At 63.4% G+C, this 25,729-nt stretch carries 36 protein-coding genes; 2 read left to right on the top strand and 34 right to left on the bottom strand.

What is annotated here, in order from left to right:
- Both ssb and ACJ7IV_RS02025 read right to left on the bottom strand, forming a co-directional pair.
- On the bottom strand, window positions 1-645 hold the full coding sequence (ssb, locus tag ACJ7IV_RS02030) for a single-stranded DNA-binding protein (RefSeq protein WP_483865544.1): 645 nt from the start codon (window positions 643-645) through the stop codon (window positions 1-3).
- A 143-nt stretch (window positions 646-788) separates the two neighbouring features.
- On the bottom strand, window positions 789-2,177 hold the full coding sequence (locus ACJ7IV_RS02025; RefSeq protein WP_483865543.1) for an MFS transporter: 1,389 nt from the start codon (window positions 2,175-2,177) through the stop codon (window positions 789-791).
- 175 nt (window positions 2,178-2,352) lie between these two features.
- Here ACJ7IV_RS02025 and uvrA point away from each other — a divergent pair, with 175 nt between their 5' ends.
- Together uvrA and ACJ7IV_RS02015 are read left to right on the top strand one after the other, a co-directional pair.
- The gene (gene uvrA, locus ACJ7IV_RS02020) at window positions 2,353-5,211 is read left to right on the top strand and encodes an excinuclease ABC subunit UvrA (protein ID WP_483865542.1); all 2,859 of its coding nucleotides are present in this window, start codon (window positions 2,353-2,355) and stop codon (window positions 5,209-5,211) included.
- Between the two features lie 272 nt (window positions 5,212-5,483).
- Window positions 5,484-6,521, top strand: coding sequence for an IS110 family RNA-guided transposase (locus ACJ7IV_RS02015; RefSeq protein ID WP_483865541.1), 1,038 nt, complete (start codon window positions 5,484-5,486; stop codon window positions 6,519-6,521).
- A gap of 311 nt (window positions 6,522-6,832) precedes the next feature.
- Here ACJ7IV_RS02015 and ACJ7IV_RS02010 read toward each other — a convergent pair whose 3' ends face one another.
- The 32 genes from ACJ7IV_RS02010 to tuf form a co-directional block, all read right to left on the bottom strand.
- Window positions 6,833-7,372, bottom strand: coding sequence for a group II intron maturase-specific domain-containing protein (locus tag ACJ7IV_RS02010; RefSeq protein ID WP_483865244.1), 540 nt, complete (start codon window positions 7,370-7,372; stop codon window positions 6,833-6,835).
- Window positions 7,373-7,476: 104 nt separating this feature from the next.
- Window positions 7,477-8,736 carry a group II intron reverse transcriptase/maturase gene (gene ltrA / locus ACJ7IV_RS02005; protein ID WP_483865243.1) on the bottom strand — a complete coding sequence of 420 codons (1,260 nt, stop codon included), beginning with the start codon at window positions 8,734-8,736 and terminating at the stop codon, window positions 7,477-7,479.
- A gap of 503 nt (window positions 8,737-9,239) precedes the next feature.
- Window positions 9,240-10,079, bottom strand: a complete 840-nt coding sequence (ltrA, locus tag ACJ7IV_RS02000) for a group II intron reverse transcriptase/maturase (protein ID WP_483865540.1) — start codon at window positions 10,077-10,079, stop codon at window positions 9,240-9,242.
- A 540-nt stretch (window positions 10,080-10,619) separates the two neighbouring features.
- Complete coding sequence (rplQ, locus tag ACJ7IV_RS01995) at window positions 10,620-11,009, bottom strand: 50S ribosomal protein L17 (RefSeq protein ID WP_161430193.1); 390 nt, start codon at window positions 11,007-11,009, stop codon at window positions 10,620-10,622.
- Between the two features lie 39 nt (window positions 11,010-11,048).
- Window positions 11,049-12,047 carry a DNA-directed RNA polymerase subunit alpha gene (locus tag ACJ7IV_RS01990; protein WP_483865539.1) on the bottom strand — a complete coding sequence of 333 codons (999 nt, stop codon included), beginning with the start codon at window positions 12,045-12,047 and terminating at the stop codon, window positions 11,049-11,051.
- Between the two features lie 79 nt (window positions 12,048-12,126).
- Window positions 12,127-12,747 carry a 30S ribosomal protein S4 gene (gene rpsD, locus ACJ7IV_RS01985; protein ID WP_132044119.1) on the bottom strand — a complete coding sequence of 207 codons (621 nt, stop codon included), beginning with the start codon at window positions 12,745-12,747 and terminating at the stop codon, window positions 12,127-12,129.
- Between the two features lie 12 nt (window positions 12,748-12,759).
- A complete protein-coding gene (gene rpsK / locus ACJ7IV_RS01980; protein ID WP_132044117.1) occupies window positions 12,760-13,146 on the bottom strand; it encodes a 30S ribosomal protein S11 in 387 nt (128 codons plus the stop codon).
- Between the two features lie 39 nt (window positions 13,147-13,185).
- Entirely contained in the window at window positions 13,186-13,542 is a 357-nt protein-coding gene (rpsM, locus tag ACJ7IV_RS01975; RefSeq protein WP_161430190.1) for a 30S ribosomal protein S13, read from the bottom strand.
- A gap of 125 nt (window positions 13,543-13,667) precedes the next feature.
- Window positions 13,668-13,781: a 50S ribosomal protein L36 gene (gene rpmJ, locus ACJ7IV_RS01970; protein WP_031384759.1), complete on the bottom strand. Its 114-nt coding sequence runs from the start codon at window positions 13,779-13,781 to the stop codon at window positions 13,668-13,670.
- Window positions 13,782-13,853: 72 nt separating this feature from the next.
- The gene (gene secY, locus ACJ7IV_RS01965) at window positions 13,854-15,185 is read right to left on the bottom strand and encodes a preprotein translocase subunit SecY (RefSeq protein ID WP_483865538.1); all 1,332 of its coding nucleotides are present in this window, start codon (window positions 15,183-15,185) and stop codon (window positions 13,854-13,856) included.
- Window positions 15,186-15,620 (bottom strand): 50S ribosomal protein L15, encoded by a 435-nt coding sequence (gene rplO / locus ACJ7IV_RS01960; RefSeq protein WP_161430189.1) that lies wholly within the window; start codon window positions 15,618-15,620, stop codon window positions 15,186-15,188.
- Between the two features lie 3 nt (window positions 15,621-15,623).
- The gene (rpmD, locus tag ACJ7IV_RS01955) at window positions 15,624-15,806 is read right to left on the bottom strand and encodes a 50S ribosomal protein L30 (protein WP_132044109.1); all 183 of its coding nucleotides are present in this window, start codon (window positions 15,804-15,806) and stop codon (window positions 15,624-15,626) included.
- 5 nt (window positions 15,807-15,811) lie between these two features.
- Entirely contained in the window at window positions 15,812-16,312 is a 501-nt protein-coding gene (gene rpsE / locus ACJ7IV_RS01950) for a 30S ribosomal protein S5 (protein WP_213311999.1), read from the bottom strand.
- 11 nt (window positions 16,313-16,323) lie between these two features.
- The gene (gene rplR, locus ACJ7IV_RS01945; protein ID WP_161430187.1) at window positions 16,324-16,674 is read right to left on the bottom strand and encodes a 50S ribosomal protein L18; all 351 of its coding nucleotides are present in this window, start codon (window positions 16,672-16,674) and stop codon (window positions 16,324-16,326) included.
- Between the two features lie 9 nt (window positions 16,675-16,683).
- Complete coding sequence (gene rplF / locus ACJ7IV_RS01940; protein ID WP_161430186.1) at window positions 16,684-17,214, bottom strand: 50S ribosomal protein L6; 531 nt, start codon at window positions 17,212-17,214, stop codon at window positions 16,684-16,686.
- 9 nt (window positions 17,215-17,223) lie between these two features.
- Window positions 17,224-17,616 (bottom strand): 30S ribosomal protein S8, encoded by a 393-nt coding sequence (rpsH, locus tag ACJ7IV_RS01935; protein WP_213312000.1) that lies wholly within the window; start codon window positions 17,614-17,616, stop codon window positions 17,224-17,226.
- Between the two features lie 29 nt (window positions 17,617-17,645).
- Entirely contained in the window at window positions 17,646-17,951 is a 306-nt protein-coding gene (rpsN, locus tag ACJ7IV_RS01930; protein ID WP_161430184.1) for a 30S ribosomal protein S14, read from the bottom strand.
- 11 nt (window positions 17,952-17,962) lie between these two features.
- Window positions 17,963-18,502: a 50S ribosomal protein L5 gene (gene rplE, locus ACJ7IV_RS01925; RefSeq protein ID WP_161430183.1), complete on the bottom strand. Its 540-nt coding sequence runs from the start codon at window positions 18,500-18,502 to the stop codon at window positions 17,963-17,965.
- A gap of 18 nt (window positions 18,503-18,520) precedes the next feature.
- Window positions 18,521-18,835, bottom strand: a complete 315-nt coding sequence (rplX, locus tag ACJ7IV_RS01920; RefSeq protein WP_161430182.1) for a 50S ribosomal protein L24 — start codon at window positions 18,833-18,835, stop codon at window positions 18,521-18,523.
- 14 nt (window positions 18,836-18,849) lie between these two features.
- A complete protein-coding gene (gene rplN, locus ACJ7IV_RS01915) occupies window positions 18,850-19,221 on the bottom strand; it encodes a 50S ribosomal protein L14 (protein ID WP_027962358.1) in 372 nt (123 codons plus the stop codon).
- Between the two features lie 39 nt (window positions 19,222-19,260).
- On the bottom strand, window positions 19,261-19,521 hold the full coding sequence (gene rpsQ / locus ACJ7IV_RS01910) for a 30S ribosomal protein S17 (RefSeq protein WP_023007543.1): 261 nt from the start codon (window positions 19,519-19,521) through the stop codon (window positions 19,261-19,263).
- 1 nt (window position 19,522) lies between these two features.
- Window positions 19,523-19,714, bottom strand: a complete 192-nt coding sequence (gene rpmC, locus ACJ7IV_RS01905) for a 50S ribosomal protein L29 (RefSeq protein WP_023007544.1) — start codon at window positions 19,712-19,714, stop codon at window positions 19,523-19,525.
- Window positions 19,714-20,127, bottom strand: a complete 414-nt coding sequence (gene rplP / locus ACJ7IV_RS01900) for a 50S ribosomal protein L16 (protein ID WP_023007545.1) — start codon at window positions 20,125-20,127, stop codon at window positions 19,714-19,716. The genes rpmC and rplP overlap by 1 nt, the downstream gene beginning before the upstream one ends.
- Window positions 20,128-20,142: 15 nt before the next feature.
- Window positions 20,143-20,841 (bottom strand): 30S ribosomal protein S3, encoded by a 699-nt coding sequence (rpsC, locus tag ACJ7IV_RS01895; protein ID WP_161430180.1) that lies wholly within the window; start codon window positions 20,839-20,841, stop codon window positions 20,143-20,145.
- Between the two features lie 11 nt (window positions 20,842-20,852).
- Complete coding sequence (gene rplV / locus ACJ7IV_RS01890) at window positions 20,853-21,185, bottom strand: 50S ribosomal protein L22 (RefSeq protein ID WP_010626471.1); 333 nt, start codon at window positions 21,183-21,185, stop codon at window positions 20,853-20,855.
- 18 nt (window positions 21,186-21,203) lie between these two features.
- Window positions 21,204-21,479, bottom strand: a complete 276-nt coding sequence (rpsS, locus tag ACJ7IV_RS01885) for a 30S ribosomal protein S19 (protein WP_084286553.1) — start codon at window positions 21,477-21,479, stop codon at window positions 21,204-21,206.
- Window positions 21,480-21,501: 22 nt separating this feature from the next.
- Window positions 21,502-22,329: a 50S ribosomal protein L2 gene (gene rplB / locus ACJ7IV_RS01880; RefSeq protein WP_161430179.1), complete on the bottom strand. Its 828-nt coding sequence runs from the start codon at window positions 22,327-22,329 to the stop codon at window positions 21,502-21,504.
- A 17-nt stretch (window positions 22,330-22,346) separates the two neighbouring features.
- Window positions 22,347-22,643 (bottom strand): 50S ribosomal protein L23, encoded by a 297-nt coding sequence (gene rplW / locus ACJ7IV_RS01875; protein WP_027962352.1) that lies wholly within the window; start codon window positions 22,641-22,643, stop codon window positions 22,347-22,349.
- On the bottom strand, window positions 22,640-23,245 hold the full coding sequence (rplD, locus tag ACJ7IV_RS01870; RefSeq protein WP_232913069.1) for a 50S ribosomal protein L4: 606 nt from the start codon (window positions 23,243-23,245) through the stop codon (window positions 22,640-22,642). Before rplD ends, rplW begins: the two co-directional genes overlap by 4 nt.
- Before the next feature lie 14 nt (window positions 23,246-23,259).
- Complete coding sequence (gene rplC / locus ACJ7IV_RS01865) at window positions 23,260-23,898, bottom strand: 50S ribosomal protein L3 (RefSeq protein WP_483865537.1); 639 nt, start codon at window positions 23,896-23,898, stop codon at window positions 23,260-23,262.
- 151 nt (window positions 23,899-24,049) lie between these two features.
- On the bottom strand, window positions 24,050-24,361 hold the full coding sequence (gene rpsJ / locus ACJ7IV_RS01860; protein ID WP_483865536.1) for a 30S ribosomal protein S10: 312 nt from the start codon (window positions 24,359-24,361) through the stop codon (window positions 24,050-24,052).
- Window positions 24,362-24,523: 162 nt separating this feature from the next.
- Window positions 24,524-25,717: an elongation factor Tu gene (gene tuf, locus ACJ7IV_RS01855; RefSeq protein ID WP_232913067.1), complete on the bottom strand. Its 1,194-nt coding sequence runs from the start codon at window positions 25,715-25,717 to the stop codon at window positions 24,524-24,526.
- Window positions 25,718-25,729: the final 12 nt, after the last annotated feature.

Raw genomic sequence — 25,729 nt, 5'->3', positions numbered from 1 at the left:
TTAGAATGGGATCTCGTCGTCGAAGTCATCGAAGCTGCCCGGGTCGGGTGCCCCGAAGTTGCCGCCCTGCTGCTGACCGCCGCCAGGCTGGCCGCCCTGGGCAGGACGCTGCGGGGGCTGCTGGGCGGGCTGCTGCGAGGGACGCTGCGGCGCTCCACCACCGAAGCCACCGCCCTGCTGGGGTGCCCCGCCCGGCTGCCCACCTCCCTGGGGCTGGCCACCATAGCCGCCCTGCTGAGGCTGGCCGCCATAGCCACCCTGCTGGGGCTGGCCACCCGCAAAGCCGCCGCCCTGGAAGTCACCACCACCGCGGGAGTCGAGCATCTGCATGTCGTTGACCACGATCTCGGTGGTGTAGCGATCCTGCCCGTCCTGCCCCTGCCACTTGCGGGTCTGGAGGCGGCCTTCGACATAGATCTTGCTGCCCTTCTTGAGATACTGCTGGGCGATCTCGGCGGTCTTGTTGAACAGCACCAGGCGGTGCCACTCGGTACGCTCCTGGCGCTGGCCACTCTGGCGGTCCATCCAGGTATCGGTGGTGGCCAGGTTGAGGTTGGCAATGGCAGTGCCGGAGGGGCTGAAGCGCACCTCGGGATCCTGCCCCAGATTGCCGATGAGGATGACCTTGTTGATGCCACGGGCCATGAGGGACTCCTTGTGATCTTGAGTACGATGTCTTGAGTACGTTGTCTTGAGCACAGCGCCATGGATGCGCTGTCATGCATGCATCGTGTCGCGGGCCGGGGCCGCCGCCTGGCGCCCCGCGCCATGAAGTGAAGGGCACGCCGTCAGGCGCGCTCCCTTCCCGTATCGATCAGTCTTGCCAGCGCCTCCTCGTCGAGGCGTTGGCGATCCACCTTGAGGTAGGCCAGGCGCTCCTCGGGGACGATCAGCACGTCCTCCACACCGGCCACCTCGGCGAACCTGGCCATCAGGGTCTCCAGGGCATCATCGCCGTGATCGTCGTCGAGTGCCACCACCTCGCTGACCAGGTGTGGCGGCTGACGCATGCCCACCATTACCGCCAGCCAGGCCGCGGTCAACACGGCGGCACCCAGGAAGACGGCCGGCAGCCCCCACTGCTGGGAGAGGGCCCCGCCCAAGACGCCGCCCAGGAAGGCCCCCAGGAACTGGCTGGTCGAGTAGACCCCCATGGCGGTGCCCTTGGCCCCGGCCGGGGCCAGCTTGCTGATCATCGACGGCAGCGTGGCCTCGAGCAGGTTGAAACCGATGAAGTAGAGCAGCAGCCAGCCGAGCAGGCCCCATAGTCCGGCGCCGGCCCAGGTCATGCCCAGCAGGCTGGCCAGCATCGCCGTGATGGCCAGCAGGCACATCGCCTTCATCTGCCGGCGCTTCTCGGCGACCACCACCAGCGGCACCATGCCGACGAAGGCCAGCAGCATCACGCCCAGATAGGCCAGGCCGTGGCGCTCGGTGGGGAGCCCTGCTTCGAGCAGCCGGAACGGCACCGCGACAAAGATCGCCATCAGCACCAGATGCAGGGCGAAGATCGAGAGATCCAGGCGCAGCAGGTCGGGGCGACCCAGGGTGCGGCCCAGCTGAGCGCGGTCGATGCCCACGTCGCGGTGACGCAGGCGACGCGGCGCAGGGGGCACCAGCCGCCACAGCACCGGCAGCCCCAGGGCAGCCAGGGCGGCGGTGAACCAGAACACCCCGGAGAGGCCGAAGTGGGTCGCCACCAGCGGCCCCAGGACCATGGCCACGGCGAAGGCCACACCGATGGAGAGGCCGATGGTGGCCATGGCCGCGGTGCGCACCTGTTCACGGGTCTGGTCGGCAAGCAGCGCCATGATCGCTGCGGCCACCGCACCGCTGCCCTGCAGGCAGCGGCCGAGGATCACCCCGCCGATGGTATCGGCCATTGCCGCCACCACGCTGCCCAGCAGGAACAGCACAAGCCCGGCGGCGATCACCGGCTTGCGCCCCAGGCGGTCGGAGAGCAGCCCGAAGGGGATCTGCAGGGTGGCCTGGGTCAGGCCATAGATACCCAGCGCCAGCCCCACCAGCAGCGGCGTGGCACCGGCCAGGTCGTCGGCATACAGCGCCAGGACCGGCAGCACCATGAACAGGCCCAGCATGCGGGTGGCGTAGAGACCGGCCAGACCGGTGATGGCGCGCCGTTCGGCGGGGAGCAGCAGCCCGGAGACCTTGCGCATAGACGTAGCGATTCTTCCCTGGAGGGGCGCCATGCGCCCAGGAGTGGACCGCCTATTCTAGCGGTTTGCCACCTGCCGGGGAAAGCCGGCATCCACGACCGCTTTGCCGCCGCCGGGAGCCGGCCCGTATAATCGATCTTTTGCCGCGCTCTTTTGCCGAGCTCATGAGGTGGGAATGGACAGGATTCTGGTCAGGGGTGCGCGCACCCACAACCTGAAGAATATCGACGTCGAGCTGCCCCGCGACAGGCTGATCGTGGTCACCGGGCTCTCCGGCTCGGGCAAGTCATCGCTGGCCTTCGACACGCTCTACGCCGAGGGGCAGCGTCGCTATGTGGAGTCGCTCTCCACCTATGCCCGCCAGTTCCTGTCGATGATGGAGAAGCCCGACGTCGACCATATCGAGGGACTCTCGCCGGCGATCTCCATCGAGCAGAAATCCACCTCCCACAACCCGCGCTCCACCGTGGGCACCATCACCGAGATCTACGACTACCTGCGCCTGCTGTTCGCCCGCGCCGGGACCCCGCGCTGCCCGGAACACGGCGAGGACCTCGAGGCCCAGACCGTCTCCCAGATGGTCGACCAGGTGCTGGCACTGCCCGAGGGCAGCAAGCTGATGCTGCTCGCCCCGGTGGTCAAGGGACGCAAGGGCGAGCACCTGCAGCTGCTCGCCGAGCTGCGCGCCCAGGGCTTCGTGCGCGCTATGGTCGACGGCCAGGTGCTGGAACTCGACGACATTGCCCCGCTGGAGAAGACCCGCAAGCACGACATCAGCGTGGTGGTGGATCGCATCAAGGTGCGCGAGGGCCTGCAGCAGCGCCTGGCGGAGTCCTTCGAGACGGCGCTGGGCCTCGCCGACGGCGTCGCCATGGTCCACTTCATGGACGGCGAACAGGAGGACATCGCCTTCTCGGCACGCTTCGCCTGCCCGGTGTGCGGCTACTCCATCGCCGAGCTCGAGCCGCGCATGTTCTCCTTCAACAACCCCGCCGGCGCCTGCCCGACCTGCGACGGCCTGGGGGTACAGCAGGTGTTCGACCCCGACAAGCTGATCAGCCACCCGGAGCTCTCCCTGGCCGAGGGCGTGATCAAGGGCTGGGACCGGCGCAGCGTCTTCTACTTCAACCAGCTCCAGGCGGTAGCCGACCACTACCGCTTCACCCTGGAGACACCCTGGCAGGAGCTGGCCCGTCACGAGCGTGAAGTGATCCTCCACGGCAGCGGCCACGACGACATCGCCTTCCACTACGTCAACGATCGCGGCCGCAAGGTGACCCGGGAGCACCCCTTCGAGGGCGTGCTGCCCAACCTGCAGCGCCGCTACCGCGAGACCGAGTCGAGCATGGTGCGCGAGGAGCTCGCCCGCTACATCGCCGTGCAGCCCTGCCCGGCCTGCGAGGGCAGCCGCCTGCGCAAGGAGTCACGCCACGTCTACATCGACGAACACACCCTGCCGGAGATGGTACGCCTGCCCATCGGCGAGGCCTGGCGCTACTTCAAGGAGCTCGAGCTGCCCGGGCGCCGCGGCGAGATCGCCGTCAAGATCGTCAACGAGATCCATGCCCGCCTGGAGTTCCTGGTCAACGTGGGCCTCGACTACCTCAACCTGGAGCGCAGCGCCGACACCCTCTCCGGCGGCGAGGCCCAGCGCATCCGCCTGGCCAGCCAGATCGGCGCCGGCCTGGTGGGGGTCATGTATATCCTCGACGAACCCTCCATCGGCCTGCACCAGCGCGACAATGACCGGCTGCTCAAGACCCTGGAACACCTGCGCGACCTGGGCAACACCGTGATCGTGGTGGAGCATGACGAGGACGCCATCCGCGCCGCCGACCACGTGCTCGACATCGGCCCGGGGGCCGGGGTCCACGGCGGCCGGGTCATCGCCCAGGGGACCCCCACGGAGGTGATCGCCAACCCCGAGTCGCTCACCGGCCAGTACCTCGCCGGCACCCGGCGCATCGAGGTGCCGCCCTGGCGCATTCCCGGCAACCCGGAGAAGGTGGTGCGCCTGACCGGGGCCCGCGGCAACAACCTACAGGACGTCACACTCGAACTGCCGCTGGGGCTGTTCGTGTGCGTCACCGGTGTCTCCGGCTCCGGCAAGTCGACGCTGATCAACTCGACCCTGATGCCGATCGCCGCCCGCGAACTCAACCACGCCACCAGCCTGACGCCGGCGGCCCACGAGGGCATCGAGGGCCTCGATCAGCTCGACAAGGTGATCGACATCGACCAGAGCCCCATCGGTCGCACGCCGCGCTCCAACCCGGCTACCTATACCGGCATCTTCACGCCGATCCGCGAGCTCTTCGCCGGTACCCAGGAGGCACGCTCCCGGGGCTACAAGCCCGGTCGCTTCTCGTTCAACGTCAAGGGCGGACGCTGCGAGGCGTGCCAGGGCGAGGGCATGATCAAGGTGGAGATGCACTTCCTGCCTGACATCTACGTGCCGTGCGACGTGTGCAAGGGCAAGCGCTACAACCGCGAGACCCTGGAGATCGCCTACAAGGGGAAGAGCATCGATGAGGTACTGGGGATGACCGTGGAGGAGGCGCTGGAGTTCTTCTCGCCGGTACCGGCCATCGCCCGCCGCCTGCAGACCCTGCTCGATGTGGGCCTCTCCTACATCCGCCTGGGACAGAGCGCCACCACCCTCTCCGGCGGCGAGGCCCAGCGCGTCAAGTTGGCCCGGGAACTGGCCAAGCGCGACACCGGCAAAACCCTCTATATCCTCGACGAGCCCACCACCGGCCTGCACTTCGAGGACATCCGCCAGCTGCTCACGGTGCTGCACCGCCTGCGCGACCACGGCAACACCATCGTGGTGATCGAGCACAACCTGGACGTGATCAAGACCGCCGACTGGATCGTCGACCTGGGCCCCGAGGGCGGCGGCGGTGGCGGGCGCATCATCGCCGAGGGCACCCCGGAGCAGGTGGCCGGCAACGAGGCCTCCCATACCGGGCGCTTCCTCAAGCCGCTACTGGAGCGGGCCAAGGAGCACAAGGCGGAGAAGAGCACGGCGTAGGAGACTGGCGCAAGGAGCAAGGAGCAAGGAGCAAGGAGCAAGGAGCAAGGAGCAAGGAGCAGCATGCTCTGGCCATCTAGGCACCCATGGGTTTCCTTGTTACTTGAAACTGGCCGAAGGCCAGCCTTGCCACTTGCCACTCAATCGGGTAGGGGCCGGGGTCACCCCCGGCGCCCTCCCACACCACCAATGGGATGGAGTCCTCCCCACCCACCCTCGGCGCCAATGCGCCACACTGAGAGGGTAAGGCCACCGGCTGAGGAGCGCATCCCATGAACATTACCCGCGTTGGTGTCGACATTGCCAAGTCTGTCTTCCATGTCCACGGCGTCGATCGTCATGATCAGGTTCAATGGCGCGGCAAATACAAGCGTGACAAGTGGCTGGAGGCCATCGTCAACCGTGTCCCGGCAGGCGCCGAGATCGGCATGGAAGCCTGCGCGTCGTCCCACCATTGGGCGCGTGCGCTGCAGGCGCGTGGCTATCGCGCCAAGCTGATCGCCGCCCAGTTTGTCAAACCCTACGTCAAGAGCAACAAGAACGATCGCGTGGATGCCGAGGCGATCTGCGAGGCCATGGGCCGCCCCCACATGCGCTTCGTGGCCGTCAAGACGGTCGCCCAGCAGGACGTGCAGGCGGCGCATCGCATCCGCAGTGAACTGGTTCAGCAACGTACCGCCAAGGCCAACCAGATTCGTGGCCTGATCGGCGAGTACGGGCTGGTGGCGCCCACCGGCATCGGCCAGCTGCGCGCGGCCCTGCCAGGCTGGCTGGAGGACGCCGAGAACGGTTTGACCGATGACTTCCGTGCCCTGTTGGCGGGGCTCGCCGAGGATCTGCGCCACCTTGATGACCGAATCGTCGCGGTGACAGAACGCATCGAGCGCCACGCCCAGACAGACCCTGTCGCCAAGCGGTTGATGGCCCTGCGTGGCGTCGGCATCTTGACCGCCAGCGCGTTGGCCGGCGCCCTGGGCGACGCCCAGGCCTTCAAGCGCGGGCGCGATTTTGCCGCCTCGCTGGGTCTGACACCCCGGCAACACAGCACGGGAGGACGCGACCGCCTGCTGGGCATCAGCAAGCGCGGCGATAGCTACCTACGAACCCTGCTGACGCATGGCGCGCGCGCCGTGCTGCGTTACAGCAAGGGCAAGGAGGACAACCTCAGCCACTGGGTCAGACAACTGGCTGAGCGCAAGCATGCCAACGTGGCGGTCATCGCGCTGGCCAACAAGACGGCGCGCATCGCCTGGGCGATCACACGTCACGACAGTGACTATGACCCTGAGTTGGCGGCGCATGTGGCGTAACACCAACCCATTCAATTTACTTGATTTACAGTGAGATAACCCACCATCACGATTGCTGAGCATGCTGCAGATGGCGCACAGGTCGAACCGACGTCAGCAAACCCCTATATGCCTAAGAGCGAGTTGCTCGTACCACCGATTGGGAGCTGGCGTGCGGATAGCCCATCAGGGTCCGATGCCGTTGGTATCATTAGAAAGACCGGATATACGTGTGCAGTCGTACCTACCGTCCATCGTGCCCATGCTTGCAAACGGGGAGGACTCCATATACGGGCATACGGTTCCGTACCACGGCGGTTCACGAAGAACGACTAAGCCCTCTTGACCGTATCGAGTACCGAGATCAGACCCTGCTGCTCGAACCATTTCCGTGGCAAGGCCTGATTCATGTGCGAGGCACCGGCATTCCACCAGGGGCCTCGCCCGTTTCCCGCTGACTTCCACGCCCGCTGGTCGTCCAGACCCAGCGCCAGGAGCTTGTGACGCCGGGTCCGCGGGCGTTTCCATTGCCGCCAGATCACGCAACGCAGCCGGCGACGTATCCAACCATCCAGTGCTTCCAGCGGGCGCTTCACGTCAACGAGGGAGAAGTAGTTGGCCCAGCCCCGCAGGACTGGGACCAGCTCTTCAATGACTCGCCGTATGTTGCGCCCCCTGCCGCGCTTGAGGATCTCGCGGACACGCTGCATCAGGCGCTGCAGGCTGGCCTTGGCCAGCGTCAGCTTCGGCAGCTTGTGTCGGGTCAGCGTGTAGCCCAGGTACCCCCGGTTCCAGGGGCGGTCCACCGCACTCTTGTCGCCATTGACCGTCAGCCTGAGCGAGCTCTCGAGAAAATCACTCAGACTGGTCATGACGCGCTCGCCCGCTCGCCGACTCCTGACATACACCTGCAGTCGAGTCGCCCCGGGGAACTTCCCCCCGAGGCGCTCACAGAACCGTACGTGAACCTCTCAGCTCATACGGCTCTTCTTACCCAACCCTGCCCATACAGCAGCGGCCAGTGGGCAAACAGCCGAGGATTCTGTCGCGCCACACGGTCCAGCCAGTGACTGGCCCGCCGGCGATGCCCCCTCAACCGTTTAAACTTCTGGGTCGCCCACCTCACGAGTCGTCGATCAATCTGCCGCAGCGTCGGATATAGTGCCGACTTGTAGAAGGCACCATAATACCTGACCCAGCCCCTGATCCACGCGTTGAACATGTTCGCCAGGTCGCGTAACGACTTGTCACTGCGTAACTGCAGATTCCACCGTCGTACTGTCTGCCGAATGGCCTTCCCGGCCTTGTTGCTGATCGCCGGCGTGAAGTTGATGAAGAACTTCCCGTACCGATTCCTCGATCTCCGGGGCCGAAAGGTGTAGCCCAGAAAGTCGAAGCTGTGAACAGGGTAGTCCTGACGCCGATCGTCGTCCTTGCAATAGACGATCTTGGTCTTCTCCGGGTGGAGCTCCAACCCACACGCCGCGAAGCGTTCCTCCAGTGCGGCTTTCAGTTGCTCGGCCTGTTGCTGCGACCGACAGTGGCAGACCCCATCATCCGCATATCGCTCGAAAGGTACGCCGGGAAAGTGTCTCCCCATCCAGGCATCGAACGTGTAGTGCAGAAACAGGTTGGCCAACAACGGACTGACGACACCGCCTTGCGGCGTCCCACGATCACGTCTCAGGCACGTGCCATCCGGCATCATCACGGGAGCCGTCAGCCAGCGCTCCAGGTAGAGCAATAGCCAGCGCTCCTTGGCATGATGGCGCACGGCCTTCATCAGCATCTGATGGTCGATATTATCGAAGAACCCCTTGATGTCGAGGTCAACGACCCAGTCATATCGCCAGCAGCGCTTCCTGGCCTGTGCCAATGCCTGGTGCGCGGACTTGTTTGGCCGATACCCGTAGGAGTCGGGATGGAAATGCCACTCCAGTCTCGGCTCCAGGGCCTGCTTGACCACCATCTGGGCGATCCGGTCAGACACCGTGGGGATTCCCAGAGGCCGAGTCTTGCCATCGCTCTTCGGGATATCCACTCGCCTGACCGGTGGGGGCAAGTAGCTGCCTGACGCCAGCCGATTCCAGAGCTTGTAGAGGTTGTTGATCAAATTCCTCTCGAAGTCCTCGATCGTCTGGCCGTCGACACCCGCCCCACCCTTGTTGGCCTTGACTCGTTTGTAAGCTTCCCATACCTGACGCTTGGTAATGGGAAAGGGTTTTGCCTGGTTCATGAGCGTCCTCCCCCGAAGGGTTGCGCCCATGTCACAGGCTGGATAAGGCAACCCCTTCGCTCCCGTCCCATTACAGGACGCTCGTCACTACTACGGGTTGCTCCGCCCCTGTACCCCGCATCGGTACTCTCACACTCATGGGGTCTCCATTTGTGTTTCTCCCTTGGCATCGGGGTGACAGGTTCCCACGTTCCACACAAGAGCCTGGACTGCCCTCCCGCCACCTTCATGCCGGACGCCGTCTGGGCAGTCAGCAGGCGCCCCCCAGACTTGTCCCGGGGTAACGACCGCTCCCCGGTTTTGACGTCATTCCTACGCTTTCGACACGTCATCAGTGGTTCACTCACGTTCGGCTCTGCAGTCCTCACCTGACGAGCTCTTGGCTCGCCTTTTCCCATCTCGCTTCCCACCACCTCTCTTAAAGGCAGCAGTAGTGGGTGGTTTGGAGCCTCCGCCTGCACAGCGGCTCCGAGGGGCCCGCCCTCATCTCTTGTGCAGCATGGCTACGCAGCGAGCTTGTGCTCGGTTGCGCGCCTTCGTGGCACACTGTCATCGGCGTAGCGGCAGAAGCGGTGGCCGCGGCGTTCCAGTTCCTTGTCCACGTCGTCCAGCAGGATATTCGCCAGCAGCGGACTCAGTGGCCCGCCCTGGGGCGTTCCTTGCCGGCGTGGCGCGGTCAGGCCGTCCTGAAACAACCCGGCTTCCAGATAACGGCGGATCAAACGCAGCACCCGCTTGTCACGGACGCGGCGCGCAACCCGCGCCATCAGCAGGTCGTGGCTCACTCGGTCGAAGAAGGCTTCCAGATCGAGGTCGACCACCCAGCGGTGGCCGGCCGCCACGTGGGTCTTCATCGCCGCGACAGCCTGCTGGGCGCTGCGCTTGGGACGATAACCGTAGCTCGATTCGGAAAAGCCCGGATCGAAGATCGGCGTCAGTACCTGAAGCAGCGCCTGCTGGATCAGCCGGTCGGTGACCGTGGGGATGCCAAGCTGTCGCGTTCCGCCCTTGGGCTTGGGAATCTCGACGGCTCGGATCGGGCTGGGGTGGTACTCACCGGCCAGCAGCCGCTCGCGCAGCGTTGGCCAGCATTCCTTCAAGTGGTCGGCCAACTGGTCCGCCGTCATGCCATCGGCACCCGGCGCCCCTTTGTTGGCGACCACCCTTCGGTAAGCCCGCGCCATGTTGGCCTTTTCTACCACGGCCTCCATAAGCGGGGCGGGCTCCGCTTTCGTCCACGATGACGACGCCGGGATCGTCTCGACGCCCACCGGCTGGGACGCGGGGTTCCGCCCCTGCCCCTCTGGGTGGGGGGCGGTATCAGCGCCACTTTCTGTCTTCATGATCGATCCTCGAGACGTCATCGCCTACTCGCGGTTCTTCATGTTCGGCCCTTGGTGCCGCGGTGAACCGGCACTTACTATGGCCTCTGCTGACGTCTGGTGGCCCATCCCGTCGCCTCTCGACGCCGGTAGCACCGTGGCAGACCACCAGACCTCCCAGGGTAAGACGCGCGACCTTCCCGCTTATGCCTGTCGGATCTACGTCATGGCGTTCCGTGCAAGTACCGGGCTTTGGTGATGCTTGCCACCTCACCCCGCCATGCCGCCTCGTATCCGCTTCCTGTTCGTCAGGCCAGCGTTTTGCTTCGGGCTGCCTTCGGATTCCCCCTCACGGGAGACACCCTTGCCGTCAGCTAGCACTTCCCCTTGCCGGGCGTGCAGGGGACTTTCACCCCCAAGTCATTCCAAGGCACCACCCTTGGAAACAGCGCCAGTCAGGCGCTGCGCGCCATGCCTGGCGCACAAGAAAAAAACCGGCCCCTTGCGGGAGCCGGTTTTTCTTTACAGCGCTTGCCGTATCGCCGGAAGACCGGCCGAGGATCACTCCTCGGCGGCTTCCTCGTCCTCGACGACTGGACGGTCGACGAGCTCGACGAAGGCCATGGGGGCGTTGTCGCCGGTGCGGAAGCCGCACTTGAGGATACGGACGTAACCGCCCGGACGCTCGACGTAACGCGGACCCAGCTCATTGAAGAGCTTGCCGACCGCTTCCTTGGAGCGGGTGCGGCTGAAGGCCAGACGACGGTTGGCGACGCTGTCCTGCTTGGCCAGGGTGATCAGCGGCTCGATGACGCGACGCAGCTCCTTGGCCTTGGGCAGGGTTGTCTTGATGACCTCATGCTCGATCAGCGACACGCTCATGTTCTTGAACATGGCCTGGCGATGCGAGCTCGTACGATTGAGGTGACGACCACTCTTACGATGACGCATGGTTGTGATTCCTTACCAAACTGGGACTCGAGTCGGCGCTCACGCGGAGGCCTTGTCGTCCTTCAGGCTAGCCGGCGGCCAGTTCTCCAGCCGCATGCCCAGGGAAAGACCGCGTGCTGCCAGAACGTCCTTGATCTCGTTCAGGGACTTCTTGCCGAGGTTCGGCGTCTTGAGCAGCTCCACCTCGGTGCGCTGGATCAGATCGCCGATGTAGTAGATATTCTCGGCCTTCAGGCAGTTGGCGCTGCGAACGGTCAACTCGAGATCGTCTACGGGGCGCAGCAGGATCGGATCGATATGATCCTCTTCCTCCTCCACTTCCTGTTCCTTGTCGGCTTCAAGATCGACGAACGCGGCCAGCTGATCCTGCAGGATGGTCGCGCTGCGACGGATCGCCTCTTCGGGATCCAGGGTGCCGTCGGTTTCCAGGTCGATGATCAGCTTGTCGAGGTCGGTGCGCTGTTCGACACGCGCAGCCTCGACGCTGTAGGAAACGCGACGCACGGGGCTGAAGGTCGCATCCAGCTGCAGGCGGCCGATGGCGCGAGATTCGTCGTCGGCTCCGACACGCGCATCCGCCGGCTCATAGCCGCGGCCACGCGCCACCTTGAGCTGCATCTTCAGCTCGGCACCCTCGTTGACGTGGGCGATGACGTGGTCGGGATTGACGATCTCGACGTCATGGTCGAGGGCGATGTCGCCCGCAGTCACGACGGCCGGGCCCTGCTTGTTCAGCGAGAGCACCGCCTCGTCGCGGCTATGCATCTTGATCGCCACGTCCTTGAGGTTCAGGAGGATCTCGATGACATCTTCCTGGACGCCTTCGATCGCGCTGTACTCATGCTCGACGCCGCTGATCTCGGCTTCCACCACGGCACAGCCGGGCATGGACGAGAGCAGGATGCGACGCAGGGCATTGCCCAGCGTGTGGCCGAAGCCACGCTCGAAGGGCTCGAGCACGATCTTCGCGTGGTGTGCGCTGATCTCTTCGACCTTGATGTCGCGCGGGCGAAGAAACTCTGTCACTGAACGCTGCATATGAACACCTTTCAGGCTGCCAAACGGATACTGGGTACTCTAAGCCGGCCCCCGTGAAGGAGCCGGGCGCTAGCAGCGCTTACTTGGAGTACAGCTCGACGATCAGGGCCTCGTTGATGTCGGCAGTCAGGTCGCCACGCTCGGGCAGCGCCTTGAAGGTGCCTTCCATCTTCTTGGCATCGACCTCGATCCAGGCCACGTCGCCGCGGTTGGCGGCCAGGGCCAGGGCGTTCTGGATGCGCGCCTGATTCTTCGCCTTCTCGCGAACGGAGACCACATCACCGGGCTTTACCTGGTAGGAAGCCACGTTGACGGTCTTGCCGTTCACGGCGATGGCCTTGTGGCTGACCAGCTGCCGAGCCTCGGAGCGGGTCGAGCCGTAGCCCATGCGGTAGACGACGTTGTCCAGTCGGGATTCGAGAAGCTGCAGCAACACCTCGCCGGTCGCGCCCTTGAGACGGGCCGCTTCCTTGTAGTAGTTGCGGAACTGCTTCTCGAGTACGCCATACATGCGGCGCACTTTCTGCTTCTCGCGAAGCTGCAAGCCGTATTCGGAAATACGCTGACGGCGCTGGCCGTGCACACCCGGAATCTGCTCGGATTTGCACTTCTTCTCGAAGGGAGTGACACCGCTCTTCAGGAAGAGGTCGGTCCCCTCACGACGAGACAGTTTGCACTTCGGTCCAATGTAACGAGCCATGAATCTGTCTCCTTAAACGCGGCGTTTCTTCGGCGGACGGCAGCCATTGTGGGGAATGGGCGTCGCGTCAATGATGCTCTGCACGCGGAAGCCGGCGGCGTTCAGAGCGCGCACGGCGGATTCACGGCCAGGACCGGGGCCCTTGACCAGCACGTCGACGTTTTTCACACCATACTCGGCTGCAGCGGTCGCTGCACGCTCGCTTGCTACTTGAGCAGCGAACGGGGTGCTCTTGCGAGAACCACGAAAACCCGAACCACCGGCAGTTGCCCAGGAAAGGGCATTGCCCTGGCGGTCTGTGATCGTAATGATCGTGTTGTTAAAAGAGGCGTGGATATGCGCAACGGCATCCACCACCTGCTTTTTAACCTTCTTGCGATTGCTACGCGGGTTAGCCATGTTGATGATTCTTCCTGTCTTTACGCCAGAACGTGCGTGTTATTTGCGGATCGGCTTGCGCGGGCCCTTGCGGGTACGCGCATTGGTCTTGGTACGCTGACCACGCAGCGGAAGACCACGACGATGACGCAGACCACGGTAGCAACCCAGGTCCATGAGACGCTTGATATTCAGCGTCACATCACGACGAAGGTCACCCTCAACGGTGTACTTGCCAACCTCGGAACGCAGGGTGTCGATCTCTTCAGATGACAGTTCCTGGATCTTGGTGGTCGGCGCGATGCCGGACGCGGCACAGATATCCTGTGCACGAGTGCGGCCAATCCCGAAGATATAGGTCAGCGAGATCGCCGCATGCTTGTTGTCCGGGATATTGACGCCTGCAATACGGGCCATCAGCTTACTCCGAATATGTGAGCGGCTTGCTCGTTGGGTCTACTACAAAAGGCGCAACAGCATACCCCTTCACCCTGCAGAGGGCAAGGGGCATGCCGGCACCCGGTTCAGTGCAGTACCAGGTATCAGCCCTGGCGCTGCTTGTGCCGCGGCTCCGTGCAGATGACGCGGACGGCGCCATTGCGACGAATGATCTTGCAGTTGCGGCACATTTTCTTCACGGAAGCTCGAACTTTCATCGTTCCATCTCCAAAGTCGGCTAGCGAGGCGACCCCTGCGGACCGCAACGCGCCAGTTCGACGGGCGGCGCCTCAGCGCATGATGCCGCCGCCGCCGTAGCCTTTCAGGTTGGACTTCTTCATCACCGACTCGTACTGATGCGACATGAGGTGCGACTGCACCTGACCCATGAAGTCCATGATGACCACCACCACGATCAGCAGCGAGGTACCGCCGAAAAAGAACGGCACGTTCCAGGCCACGATCAGGAACTGGGGCATCAGGGAAACCGCAGTGATGTACAAGGCGCCGAACAGGGTCAGACGCGTCATGACCTTGTCGACGTAGCGAGCGGTCTGCTCACCAGGACGAATCCCCGGCAGGAAGGCACCCGACTTCTTGAGGTTGTCGGCCACATCCTTGGGATTGAAGACCAGCGCTGTGTAAAAGAAGCAGAAGAATACCACCGCCGCGGCAAAAAGCAAGATGTACAGCGGCTGCCCCGGGCCGAGGGCCTGGGACGCACGCTGCAGCCAGTCGAGGCCGTCACCGGCACCCACCCACTGACCCAGCGATGCCGGGAAGAGCAGGATACTGGAGGCGAAGATGGGGGGAATGACACCCGCCATATTTACCTTCAGCGGCAGGTAACTACTCTGGCCGGCGTACATCTTGTTGCCGACCTGACGACGCGGGTAGTTCACGGTGATGCGGCGCTGGCCGCGCTCGATGAACACCACGAAGGCCACTGTGGCCACGCCCAGGACACTGAGAGCCAGCAGCGGCAGGACGTTCCACGCCCCTTCGTTGCGGGCCAGCTCGAAGGCCTGGCCGACGGCGCCGGGCAGGCCCGCCACGATACCGGCGAAGATCAGCAGCGAGATGCCGTTGCCGATCCCCTTCTCGGTGATCTGCTCCCCCAGCCACATCAGGAACACCGCACCACCCACGAAGGTGACGATGGCGGTGAAATAGAAGCTGAAGTCGGCCGTATAGGCGATGCCCTGGCTCGCCAGGCCCACCGACATGCCGGTGGCCTGGACCAGGGCCAGGGCCACGGTACCGTAGCGGGTATACTGGCTGATCTTGCGTCGCCCGGCCTCGCCTTCCTTCTTGAGCTGTTCAAGATGGGGCGAGACCGCGGTCAGCAGCTGCATGATGATCGACGCCGAGATGTAGGGCATGATGCCCAGGGCGAAGATGCTCATGCGCTCCAGGGCGCCACCCGAGAACATGTTGAACATGCCGAGGATGGTGCCCTGCTGCTCCCTGAACAAGGCAGCGAGCTGGTCAGGATTCATACCGGGCACGGGGATGTGGGCACCGATGCGGTACACCACCAAGGCGAGGAGCACGAAGCGCAGACGCGCCCACAGTTCACCCAGACCGCTGCCCATCGCCGGCATTTTTCCTGACTTCGCCATTTAGTCCTCTACCTTGCCACCGGCGGCTTCGATCGCGGCACGGGCACCCTGGGTGACCTTGAGGCCGCGGACGGTAACCGCCTTGTTCAGATCGCCGGAGAGGATCACCTTCGCATGCAGCGTGGCGTCCTTCAGCACGTTGGCCTGCTTGAGGGTCTCGAGGGTGACCTCGTCACCGGCAACCTTGGCCAGTTCGGCCAGGCGCACTTCCTCGGAGACCAGCGACTTCGCGGAGGTGAAGCCGAACTTCGGCAGACGCCGCTGCAGCGGCATCTGACCGCCCTCGAAGCCGGGCTTGACGCTGCCGCCGCTGCGCGACTTCTGGCCCTTGTGACCACGGCCACCGGTCTTGCCCAGACCGGAGCCGATGCCACGACCGACGCGCTTCTCGGCGTGCTTGGAGCCCGGTGCCGGGCTCAGGCTATTGAGTTTCATGGATTACTCTCCCTCAACGCGCACAAGGTAGTTGACCTTGTGAATCATGCCGCGCACGGCGGGGGTATCTTCCAGTTCAACCGTATGACCGATGCGACGCAGGCCGAGGCCCTGAATGGTGGCCTTGTGCTTGGCCAACACGCCGATGGTGCTGCGGGTCTGGGTAACCTTGATCGTTGCTGCCATGGTGCTCACCCCGTGATCGCTTCGACAGGCATACCGCGCTTGGCGGCGATGTCTTCCGGCGACTGCATGGCGGTCAGGCCCCTGACGGTCGCCCGCACCACGTTCACCGGATTGGTGGAGCCGTAGCACTTGGCCAGCACGTCATGGACACCGGCCAGCTCCAGCACGGAGCGCATGGCGCCGCCGGCGATGATGCCGGTACCCTCGGAGGCGGGCTGCATGTACACCTTGGAGGCGCCGTGACGGGCCTTGACCGGGTACTGCAGGGTGCCGCCGGAGAGGTGCACCTTGACCATGTTGCGACGCGCCTGGTCCATCGCCTTCTGGATCGCGACCGGCACTTCACGCGCCTTGCCGCGGCCGAAGCCGACACGACCCTTGCCGTCACCCACGACGGTCAGGGCGGTGAAACCGAAGATACGGCCACCCTTGACCACCTTGGCAACACGGTTGACCTGAACCAGTTTCTCCTGGAGGTCGCCGCTTTGCTGTTCGTTCTTCGCCATCGTAAAACCCTTTAGAATTCCAGGCCGCCTTCACGAGCGGCGTCGGCCAGGGCCTTGACGCGGCCGTGGTACTTGAAACCGGCGCGGTCGAAGGCTACCTGGGTGATGCCCGCTTCCTTGGCGCGCTCGGCAATCAGCGCGCCAACCTTGGCGGCGGCGTCGGCGTTGCCGGTCGCACCCTCGCGCAGATCCTTGTCCAGCGTGGAAGCGCTGGCCAGGACCTTGCCACCATCCGGCGAGATGATCTGCGCGTAGATGTGACGCGGGGTACGGTTGACGCACAGGCGATACACGCCCAGCTCGCGGATCTTGGCGCGAGCGCGGCGGGCACGACGGAGACGAGATTCTTTCTTCGCGTTCATAACCCTGCCTTACTTCTTCTTGGCTTCTTTGCGACGCACCTGCTCGTCGGCGTACCTGACACCCTTGCCCTTGTAGGGCTCGGGCGGACGGAAGGCGCGGATTTCCGCGGCGACCTGGCCGAGCGCCTGCTTGTCCGCGCTCTTCAGCACGATCTGGGTGTTCTTCGGCGTTTCCGCCGTGACACCCTCAGGCAGTGTGTACTCGACCGGGTGCGAGAAGCCCAGTGACAGATTGAGCGTCTGGCCCTTGGCCTGGGCACGATAACCGACGCCGATGATTTCGAGGGATCGGGTGAAGCCTTCGCTCACGCCGGTCACCAGGTTCTGAACCAGGGCACGGGTAGTACCGGCCATGGCCCAGCTCTTGGCAGACTCGCTGGGAGCGAAGGTCAGCTGACCCTCTTCCTGACCCACCACCACATCGCGGTGGATGGTCAGTGACAGTGTGCCCTGGCCGCCCTTGGCGGTCAGCTGGTCACCGTCGAGCTTGATCTCGACGCCAGCGGGCACTTTAACTGGATATTTGGCTACGCGGGACATTCCAAACTCCTAGAATACGGTGCAGATGACTTCGCCACCGACACCGGCCTTGCGAGCCGCGCGATCGGTCATCACCCCGTTGGAGGTGGTGACGATAGCGATACCCAGGCCATCGGCGACCTTCGGCAGCGCGTCCTTGCCCTTGTACTGGCGCAGGGACGGCTTGGAAACTCGCTGAATGTGCTCGATAACCGGCTTGCCCTCGAAGTACTTGAGGGTCACGGTCAGCTCGGGCTTGGCGCTTTCGGACACCACGAAGTCGTTGATGTAACCCTCTTCCTTCAATACGCGGGCCACCTCGACCTTGAGGCGGGAGGACGGCATGGTGACCGTCTCCTTGGTGGCCATCTGCGCATTGCGGATACGGGTGAACATATCCGCCAGAGTGTCTTGCATGCTCATTTACGTTGCGCTCCTGATTCTTGCGTGGCTTACCAGCTGGACTTCTTGAGCCCGGGGACATCGCCACGCATGGCGGCTTCACGCAGCTTGTTGCGGCCGAGGCCGAACTTGTTGTAGAAGCCGTGCGGACGGCCGGTGATGCGGCAGCGGTTACGCTGACGCACCGGGCTGGAGTCACGCGGCAGCTGCTGCAGCTTCAGCGTTGCCTCGAAGCGCTCTTCGTCGGAAGCGTTCACGTCCTGGATGATCGCCTTGAGCTGGCTGCGCTTGGCGGCGTACTTCTCCACCAGCTTGGTGCGCTTGAGCTCACGCTCTACCATGCTTTTCTTTGCCATGATCCCACCCCTTATTTCTTGAACGGGAAGTTCAGCGCGCTCAGCAGCGCACGACCTTCATCATCGGTGTTGGCGGTGGTGGTGATGGTGACATCCAGACCACGAATCCGGTCGATCTTATCATACTCGAGCTCCGGAAAGATGATCTGCTCACGCACCCCCATCGAGTAGTTGCCACGACCGTCGAAGGACTTCGGGTTGAGACCACGGAAGTCACGAACGCGGGGGATCGCGATATTCACCAGGCGATCGAGGAAGTCCCACATGCGCTCGGAGCGCAGGGTCACCTTGATCCCGATCGGCCAGCCTTCACGCACCTTGAAGCCCGCGATGGACTTGCGTGCCTTGGTCACCATCGGCTTCTGACCCGAGAGCTTCTCCAGGTCACCGATGGCATTGTCGATCAGCTTCTTGTCGCTGGTCGCTTCGCCGATGCCCATGTTCAGAGTCACCTTGGTGATCCGTGGCACCTGCATCACGTTGGCGTAGCTGAACTGCTCTTTGAGTTGAGCCACCACCTCGTTCTGATAACGTTCTTTCAAGTTCGCCATTTTGCTACCCGACTCGCGTTAGGCGTCGATCTGCGTCTGCGTCGACTTGTAGATACGTACCTTGGTACCGTCTTCCTGCACCTGGAAGCCGACGCGATCCGCCTTTCCGGTCTCCTGGTTGAAGATGGCCACGTTGGACGCGTGAATCGGAGCCTCGCGCTCGACGATACCGCCTTGATTACCCGCCATGGGGTTGGGCTTGGTGTGACGCTTGATCATGTTCACACCGGACACCACGAAGCGGTTTTCGAGAACCCGCTTCACCGTGCCACGCTTGCCCTTGTCCTTGCCGGCGATGACGATCACTTCATCGTCACGTTTGATCTTTTGCATAACCGCCTCGCTCCTTACAGCACTTCAGGCGCCAAGGAAATGATCTTCATGAACTTCTCGTTGCGAAGCTCACGGGTCACTGGCCCGAAGATACGGGTGCCGATCGGCTGATCGTTGGTGTTGTTCAACAGAACAGCCGCATTTCCGTCGAAGCGGATCAGCGAGCCGTCGGAACGACGGACACCGCTGCGGGTACGTACCACCACCGCCTTGAGGACCTGGCCCTTCTTGACCTTGCCGCGCGGGATGGCTTCCTTCACCGTGACCTTGATGATGTCACCAACATGGGCGTAGCGACGGTGTGAACCGCCCAGCACCTTGATGCACTGCACCCGGCGCGCCCCGCTGTTGTCGGCGACATCCAGCATTGTCTGAGTCTGAATCATCGGTTTTCTCCAAACCTAATCTGACAGCAGGTGTGGGACTTAGCCCTTGGCCTGCTCGACCACCTCGACCAGCGTCCAGGACTTGGTCTTGGACAGCGGACGGCACTCCTGGATGGAGACCGTATCACCGGCCTTCGCCTGGTTAGCCTCGTCATGGGCGTGCAGCTTGGTGGAGCGCTTAACGTACTTGCCGTAGATCGGATGACGCACACGGCGCTCGATCATCACGACGATGGACTTGTCCATCTTGTCGCTCACCACCTTGCCGGTGAGCGTACGGGTTTTCTTCTCTTCGGCCATCTCAGTCACCTGCCTTCTCGTTGAGCACAGTCTTCACCCGGGCGATGTCCCGACGAACCTGCTTGAGCAAGTGCGTCTGGCTGAGCTGGCCGGTGGCCTTCTGCATGCGCAGGTTGAACTGCTCGCGGAGGAGTTCGAGGAGCTGATCGTTCAGCTCATCGACTGACTTTTCACGGATTTCCTGGGCTTTCATCACATCACCGTCCGTTTCACAAAGGTGGTGGAGACCGGGAACTTCTGCGCCGCCAGGCCGAAGGCCTCGCGGGCGAGCTCCTCGGACACGCCTTCGATCTCGTAGAGGATCCGGCCGGGCTGGATCTGTGCGACCCAGTACTCGACGGAGCCCTTCCCCTTACCCATACGGACTTCGAGGGGCTTCTTGGAGATCGGCTTGTCCGGGAACACCCGGATCCAGATCTTGCCGCCACGCTTGACGTGACGGGTGATCGCACGACGACCGGCCTCGATCTGACGGGCGGTGATGCGGCCACGGCCTGTGGCCTTGAGGCCATATTCGCCGAAGCTGACCTTGCTTCCGCGATGCGCCAAGCCACGGTTGCGGCCCTTCTGCATCTTGCGGAACTTCATACGCTTGGGTTGTAACATCGACTCGCTCTCCCCTTACCTGGAACCTTTCTTCTTGGAGGGCGCTGCCTGCGGCTGTTTAGCCTTGGCGCGGACCTCCTCGATGCCCCCGAGGATTTCACCCTTGAAGACCCACACCTTGACACCGATGATGCCGTAGGTGGTCTTGGCCTCGTAGGTGGCGTAGTCGATGTCCGCACGCAGCGTATGCAGCGGAACACGACCTTCCCGATACCACTCGGTGCGGGCGATTTCCGCGCCGCCGAGACGACCGGAGAGCATCACTTTGATGCCGCCGGCGCCCAGGCGCATGGCGTTCTGCACGGAACGCTTCATGGCACGACGGAACATCACACGGCGCTCGAGCTGGCCAGCGATGTTCTGGGCCACGAGCATGGCGTCCAGCTCGGGCTTGCGAACTTCCTCGATGTTGACGTGCACGGGCACGCCCATCATCGCGGTGACCTCGCGACGCAGCCGGTCAACGTCCTCGCCCTTCTTGCCGATCACGATGCCCGGACGGGCGGTGTGAATGGTAATACGGGCGTTGTTGGCCGGACGCTCGATGGTGATGCGGCTAACGGAAGCGTTCTTCAGACGCTCTTCCAGGAAGCGGCGCACCTCGAGGTCGCTGTTGAGCTTGTCGGCATAGGCGCCGCGCTCGGCGTACCACACCGAGGTATGGTCCTTGACGATACCCAGGCGGATGCCTGTTGGATTGACTTTCTGACCCATCTGGTCGACTCCTACTTCTCGGCTACCTTGACGGTGATGTGGCAGGTGCGCTTCAAGATACGATCCGCGCGCCCCTTGGCACGCGGCTTGATACGCTTGAGCGTCATGCCCTCATCGACGCAGATGGTCGAGACACGCAGCTCGTCGATATCCATGCCGTTATTTTCTTCCGCATTCGCGATGGCGGACTGCAGCACCTTCTTGACCAGCTTGGCAGCCTTCTTCGGTGAGAAGGTCAGCAGGTCCAGTGCCTCGGCGACCGGTTTACCGCGCACCTGGTCAGCCACCAAACGGGCCTTCTGGGCGGATAAACGAGCGCCACGCAGCTTAGCTGTGACTTCCATCTCTCAATCCTCTCTGGCTTACCGTTTGGCTTTCTTGTCCGCCGCATGACCGCGATAAAGGCGGGTAGCAGCGAATTCGCCCAGCTTGTGGCCAACCATTTCCTCGGAGACGTGCACCGGGACGTGCTGGCGACCGTTATGGACCGCAATGGTGAGCCCGACCATGTTGGGCAGGATCATGGAGCGACGCGACCAGGTCTTGATCGGTTTGCGGTCGCTCTTCTCCACTGCAGCCTCAACCTTCTTCAACAGATGAAGGTCAATAAAGGGACCTTTCTTCAGTGAACGTGGCACAGCCGTTACCTCTTAAAGTGTGTTACTTGGCCTTGCGGCGACGAACGATCAGCTTGTCGGTGCGCTTGTTCTTGCGGGTCTTGTGGCCCTTGGTGGGGATACCCCACGGAGAGACCGGGTGACGACCACCGCTGGTGCGGCCTTCACCGCCACCGTGCGGGTGATCCACCGGGTTCATGGCCACGCCGCGAACGGTCGGACGCACACCTTTCCAGCGCTTCGCACCGGCCTTGCCAAGCTGACGCAGGCTGTGCTCTGAATTGCCCACTTCCCCCAGGGTCGCGCGGCACTCGCTGAGCACCTTGCGCATCTCGCCGGAGCGCAGGCGCAGGGTAGCGTAGTTGCCTTCACGGGCGACCAGCTGGGCGCTGGTGCCGGCGCTGCGAGCGATCTGGGCGCCCTTGCCGGGCTTGAGCTCGATGCAGTGCACGGTGGAACCCAGCGGGATATTGCGCAGCGGAAGAGCGTTGCCCTTCTTGATCGCCGCGTTGACGCCGGACTCAAGACGGTCGCCAGCACTCACGCCCTTTGGGGCAATGATGTAGCGGCGCTCGCCGTCCAGGTACTTGAGCAGCGCGATGTTGGCGCTGCGGTTCGGATCGTACTCAAGACGCTCGACGATGGCCGGAACGCCATCCTTGGTGCGCTTGAAGTCGATGATCCGGTAGTGCTGACGGTGACCACCGCCCACGTGGCGGGTGGTGATGCGACCGTTGTTGTTACGTCCACCGCTGCGCGACTGCTTCTCGAGCAGGGGCGCATAGGGAGCACCCTTGTGCAGCTCGTCGTTCACGACCTTGACAAGGTGGCGACGACCGGCGGATGTGGGTTTGGTCTTGACGATTGCCATTATCCGTACTCCTGCCCTTATTCGGCGCCAGAGAAGTCTTCAAGGGTCTCGCCGGCGGCCAGCGTAACGTAGGCCTTGCGATACCCCTTGCGGTGACCCAGACCCTGCGCGGTGCGCTTGGTCTTGCCCTTGACGTTCAACGCCTGAACGCGGTCGACCTTCTTGCCGAACAGGGCCTCGACGGCCTTCTTGATCTCGGGCTTGGTCGCGTCGCCGGCCACCTTGAACACGTACTGGTTGCGTTCGGCAGCCATGGCGGCCTTTTCGGTCACGTGCGGACCGAGCAGCACCTTGAATACACGCTCCTGGTTCATGCCAGCTTCTCCTCGAATTTACGCAGGGCGGAGACGGTGGCCAGCACCTTGTCGAAGGCGACCAGGCTCACCGGATCGGCGGCGGCCACATCGACCACATCCACGTTGGGGATGTTGCGGGCGGCCAGGTAGAGCTTCTCGTCGACTTCCTCGGTGACGATCAGCACCTTCTCCAGGCCCAGCTCGTTGAGCTTGGCGACCAGCTGCTTGGTCTTGGGAGCGTCGACGGTGATCTCCTCGACGGCCACCAGACGATCCTGACGCACCAGCTCGGAGAGGATGGAGCGCATCGCCGCGCGGTACATCTTGCGGTTGACCTTCTGGGTGTAGTCCTGGGGACGAGCCGCAAAGGTCACGCCGCCGCTGCGCCACAGCGGAGAGCGGATGGTGCCGGCGCGAGCGCGACCGGTGCCCTTCTGACGCCACGGCTTCTTGCCGCCGCCACGCACGTCGGAACGGTTCTTCTGGGCGCGGGTACCCTGACGACCACCGGCCAGATAGGCGGTGACGACCTGGTGCACGAGCGCTTCATTGAATTCTTTGCCAAAGGTGGCGTCGGACACATCGACGGTGCCGGCGCCGGCAGCAAGATTCAGATTCATCGGTAAGTTCCTCTTCAGCCAGCTTTCACGGCGCTGCGCACGATGACGTCACTACCGGTGGCACCGGGCACGGCGCCCTTGACCAGCAGCAGGTTACGTTCGACATCGACGCGGACGACTTCGAGACTCTGGACGGTGCAACGCACGTTGCCCATCTGGCCGGCCATCTTCTTGCCCTTGAACACGCGCCCAGGGGTCTGGCACATGCCGATGGAACCCGGCGCGCGGTGCGACAGGGAGTTACCGTGGCTGTTGTCCTGGGTGCGGAAGTTCCAGCGCTTGACTGCGCCCTGGAAGCCCTTGCCCTTGGAGCTGCCGGTCACATCGATAATCTGACCAGCTTCGAAGAGGGATACGGTGAGTTCGCCGCCCACTGCCGGAGCTTCGTCGCCTTCTGTCAGGCGGAACTCCATCAGTGAACGACCGGCCTCGATACCTGCCTTGGCGAACTGCCCAGCCTGGGCCTTCGACAGGTGCTTGGCCTTGCGGGAGCCGGTTGTGACCTGAACCGCTGCGTAGCCGTCGCTCTCGACGGTCTTGACGCGAGTGACGCGGTTAGGCTCAACCTCGATCACGGTCACGGGCACGGAGGCGCCATCTTCGGTGAAGACACGGGTCATCCCGGCCTTCTTGCCGACTAAACCGATAGTCATTCTCAGTCTCCTATAGTGTACGGGGCTATCACCCGCTATGGCTGCCCTTTCCAGAGCATTCCACTAGCACGTTGTGTGGCGCCTCACGGCGCGGCGGCTGCTGCTCGAACGGGTTGCCGAGCGCTGGGCCGCGGTGTCTAGTGTGGATAAATCAGTCGAGCTTGATCTGCACGTCCACGCCGGCGGCGAGATCGAGCTTCATCAGGGCATCGACGGTCTTCTCCGTCGGCTCGACGATATCGAGCACGCGCTTGTGCGTGCGGATCTCGTACTGGTCGCGCGCGCCCTTGTTGACGTGCGGCGAGATCAGCACGGTGTAGCGCTCGCGGTTGGTCGGCAGAGGAATCGGACCACGAACCTGGGCGCCGGTACGCTTGGCGGTTTCGACAATCTCCGCGGCGGACTGGTCGATCAGGCGATGGTCGAAGGCCTTCAACCGAATGCGAATCTTCTGGTTCTGCATTTGCCCTAACTCCAATGGATTCTGACGGCGCGAGCCGTCAACCCACGCATTCAAAGGATGCGCATTATAGGCACGCCGGCGACGAGAGTCAAACACTCGTTACCGGTGCGCAGAAGGGGGCTCCTCGCGGAGCCCCCTTCGATCGTTCAAGCAGCGAAACGCTTACTCGATGATCTTGGCCACGACGCCGGCGCCGACGGTGCGGCCACCTTCGCGGATGGCGAAGCGCAGGCCGTCATCCATGGCGATCGGCGCGATCAGGGTGACAACCATCTTGACGTTGTCGCCCGGCATGACCATCTCGACGCCTTCCGGCAGCTCACAGGTACCGGTGATGTCGGTGGTACGGAAGTAGAACTGCGGACGGTAGCCCTTGAAGAACGGAGTGTGACGACCACCCTCGTCCTTGGACAGCACGTACACCTCGGCCTCGAACTTGGTGTGCGGGGTGATGGTGCCCGGCTTGGCCAGGACCTGACCACGCTCGACGTCGTCACGCTTGGTGCCGCGCAGCAGGGCGCCGACGTTCTCACCGGCACGACCTTCGTCGAGCAGTTTGCGGAACATCTCGACGCCGGTCACGACGGTCTTGACGGTGTCCTTGATACCGACGATCTCGACTTCCTCGCCAGCCTTGACGATACCGCGCTCGACACGACCGGTAACCACGGTGCCGCGACCGGAGATAGAGAACACGTCCTCGATCGGCATCAGGAACGGCTGATCGATGGCACGCTCCGGCTCCGGGATGTAGTCGTCCAGGGCCTTGATCAGGTTGGCAACGGCGGTGGTACCCATGCCGTTGTCGTCCTTACCTTCCAGGGCCATCAGGGCGGAACCGGTGATGATCGGGGTGTCGTCGCCCGGGAAGTCGTACTCGTCGAGGAGCTCACGAACTTCCATCTCGACCAGCTCGAGCAGCTCTTCGTCGTCGACCATGTCGGCCTTGTTCAGGAACACGACGATGTACGGCACGCCGACCTGACGCGACAGCAGGATGTGCTCGCGGGTCTGCGGCATGGGGCCGTCGGCGGCGGACACGACCAGGATTGCGCCGTCCATCTGGGCAGCACCGGTGATCATGTTCTTGACGTAGTCGGCGTGTCCCGGGCAGTCGACGTGGGCGTAGTGACGCGCCTCGGACTGGTACTCCACGTGGGAGGTGGCGATGGTGATACCACGCTCACGCTCTTCCGGAGCGTTGTCGATGGCGTCGAACTCGCTCCAGTCACCACCGAACACCTCGGCGGAGACGCGGGTCAGGGCCGCAGTCAGAGTGGTCTTGCCGTGGTCGACGTGACCGATGGTGCCGACGTTGACGTGCGGTTTGGAACGCTCAAATTTTTCCTTAGCCACTGCTATAACCTC

It is taken from the genome of Halomonas sp. C10-5, assembly GCF_057169305.1.
The sequence above is the reverse complement of the archived record's forward strand: the minus strand, read 5'-3'. Positions and strand labels throughout refer to the sequence as shown.

Coding starts and splice junctions, on each gene's coding strand:
- ssb (WP_483865544.1), bottom strand. CDS start 645: ATGGCCCGTGGCATCAACAAGGTCATCCTCATCGGCAATCTGGGGCAG.
- ACJ7IV_RS02025 (WP_483865543.1), bottom strand. CDS start 2,177: ATGCGCAAGGTCTCCGGGCTGCTGCTCCCCGCCGAACGGCGCGCCATC.
- uvrA (WP_483865542.1), top strand. CDS start 2,353: ATGGACAGGATTCTGGTCAGGGGTGCGCGCACCCACAACCTGAAGAAT.
- ACJ7IV_RS02015 (WP_483865541.1), top strand. CDS start 5,484: ATGAACATTACCCGCGTTGGTGTCGACATTGCCAAGTCTGTCTTCCAT.
- ACJ7IV_RS02010 (WP_483865244.1), bottom strand. CDS start 7,372: ATGACCAGTCTGAGTGATTTTCTCGAGAGCTCGCTCAGGCTGACGGTC.
- ltrA (WP_483865243.1), bottom strand. CDS start 8,736: ATGAACCAGGCAAAACCCTTTCCCATTACCAAGCGTCAGGTATGGGAA.
- ltrA (WP_483865540.1), bottom strand. CDS start 10,079: ATGAAGACAGAAAGTGGCGCTGATACCGCCCCCCACCCAGAGGGGCAG.
- rplQ (WP_161430193.1), bottom strand. CDS start 11,009: ATGCGTCATCGTAAGAGTGGTCGTCACCTCAATCGTACGAGCTCGCAT.
- ACJ7IV_RS01990 (WP_483865539.1), bottom strand. CDS start 12,047: ATGCAGCGTTCAGTGACAGAGTTTCTTCGCCCGCGCGACATCAAGGTC.
- rpsD (WP_132044119.1), bottom strand. CDS start 12,747: ATGGCTCGTTACATTGGACCGAAGTGCAAACTGTCTCGTCGTGAGGGG.
- rpsK (WP_132044117.1), bottom strand. CDS start 13,146: ATGGCTAACCCGCGTAGCAATCGCAAGAAGGTTAAAAAGCAGGTGGTG.
- rpsM (WP_161430190.1), bottom strand. CDS start 13,542: ATGGCCCGTATTGCAGGCGTCAATATCCCGGACAACAAGCATGCGGCG.
- rpmJ (WP_031384759.1), bottom strand. CDS start 13,781: ATGAAAGTTCGAGCTTCCGTGAAGAAAATGTGCCGCAACTGCAAGATC.
- secY (WP_483865538.1), bottom strand. CDS start 15,185: ATGGCGAAGTCAGGAAAAATGCCGGCGATGGGCAGCGGTCTGGGTGAA.
- rplO (WP_161430189.1), bottom strand. CDS start 15,620: ATGAAACTCAATAGCCTGAGCCCGGCACCGGGCTCCAAGCACGCCGAG.
- rpmD (WP_132044109.1), bottom strand. CDS start 15,806: ATGGCAGCAACGATCAAGGTTACCCAGACCCGCAGCACCATCGGCGTG.
- rpsE (WP_213311999.1), bottom strand. CDS start 16,312: ATGGCGAAGAACGAACAGCAAAGCGGCGACCTCCAGGAGAAACTGGTT.
- rplR (WP_161430187.1), bottom strand. CDS start 16,674: ATGAACGCGAAGAAAGAATCTCGTCTCCGTCGTGCCCGCCGCGCTCGC.
- rplF (WP_161430186.1), bottom strand. CDS start 17,214: ATGTCCCGCGTAGCCAAATATCCAGTTAAAGTGCCCGCTGGCGTCGAG.
- rpsH (WP_213312000.1), bottom strand. CDS start 17,616: ATGAGCATGCAAGACACTCTGGCGGATATGTTCACCCGTATCCGCAAT.
- rpsN (WP_161430184.1), bottom strand. CDS start 17,951: ATGGCAAAGAAAAGCATGGTAGAGCGTGAGCTCAAGCGCACCAAGCTG.
- rplE (WP_161430183.1), bottom strand. CDS start 18,502: ATGGCGAACTTGAAAGAACGTTATCAGAACGAGGTGGTGGCTCAACTC.
- rplX (WP_161430182.1), bottom strand. CDS start 18,835: ATGCAAAAGATCAAACGTGACGATGAAGTGATCGTCATCGCCGGCAAG.
- rplN (WP_027962358.1), bottom strand. CDS start 19,221: ATGATTCAGACTCAGACAATGCTGGATGTCGCCGACAACAGCGGGGCG.
- rpsQ (WP_023007543.1), bottom strand. CDS start 19,521: ATGGCCGAAGAGAAGAAAACCCGTACGCTCACCGGCAAGGTGGTGAGC.
- rpmC (WP_023007544.1), bottom strand. CDS start 19,714: ATGAAAGCCCAGGAAATCCGTGAAAAGTCAGTCGATGAGCTGAACGAT.
- rplP (WP_023007545.1), bottom strand. CDS start 20,127: ATGTTACAACCCAAGCGTATGAAGTTCCGCAAGATGCAGAAGGGCCGC.
- rpsC (WP_161430180.1), bottom strand. CDS start 20,841: ATGGGTCAGAAAGTCAATCCAACAGGCATCCGCCTGGGTATCGTCAAG.
- rplV (WP_010626471.1), bottom strand. CDS start 21,185: ATGGAAGTCACAGCTAAGCTGCGTGGCGCTCGTTTATCCGCCCAGAAG.
- rplB (WP_161430179.1), bottom strand. CDS start 22,329: ATGGCAATCGTCAAGACCAAACCCACATCCGCCGGTCGTCGCCACCTT.
- rplW (WP_027962352.1), bottom strand. CDS start 22,643: ATGAACCAGGAGCGTGTATTCAAGGTGCTGCTCGGTCCGCACGTGACC.
- rplD (WP_232913069.1), bottom strand. CDS start 23,245: ATGAATCTGAATCTTGCTGCCGGCGCCGGCACCGTCGATGTGTCCGAC.
- rplC (WP_483865537.1), bottom strand. CDS start 23,898: ATGACTATCGGTTTAGTCGGCAAGAAGGCCGGGATGACCCGTGTCTTC.
- rpsJ (WP_483865536.1), bottom strand. CDS start 24,361: ATGCAGAACCAGAAGATTCGCATTCGGTTGAAGGCCTTCGACCATCGC.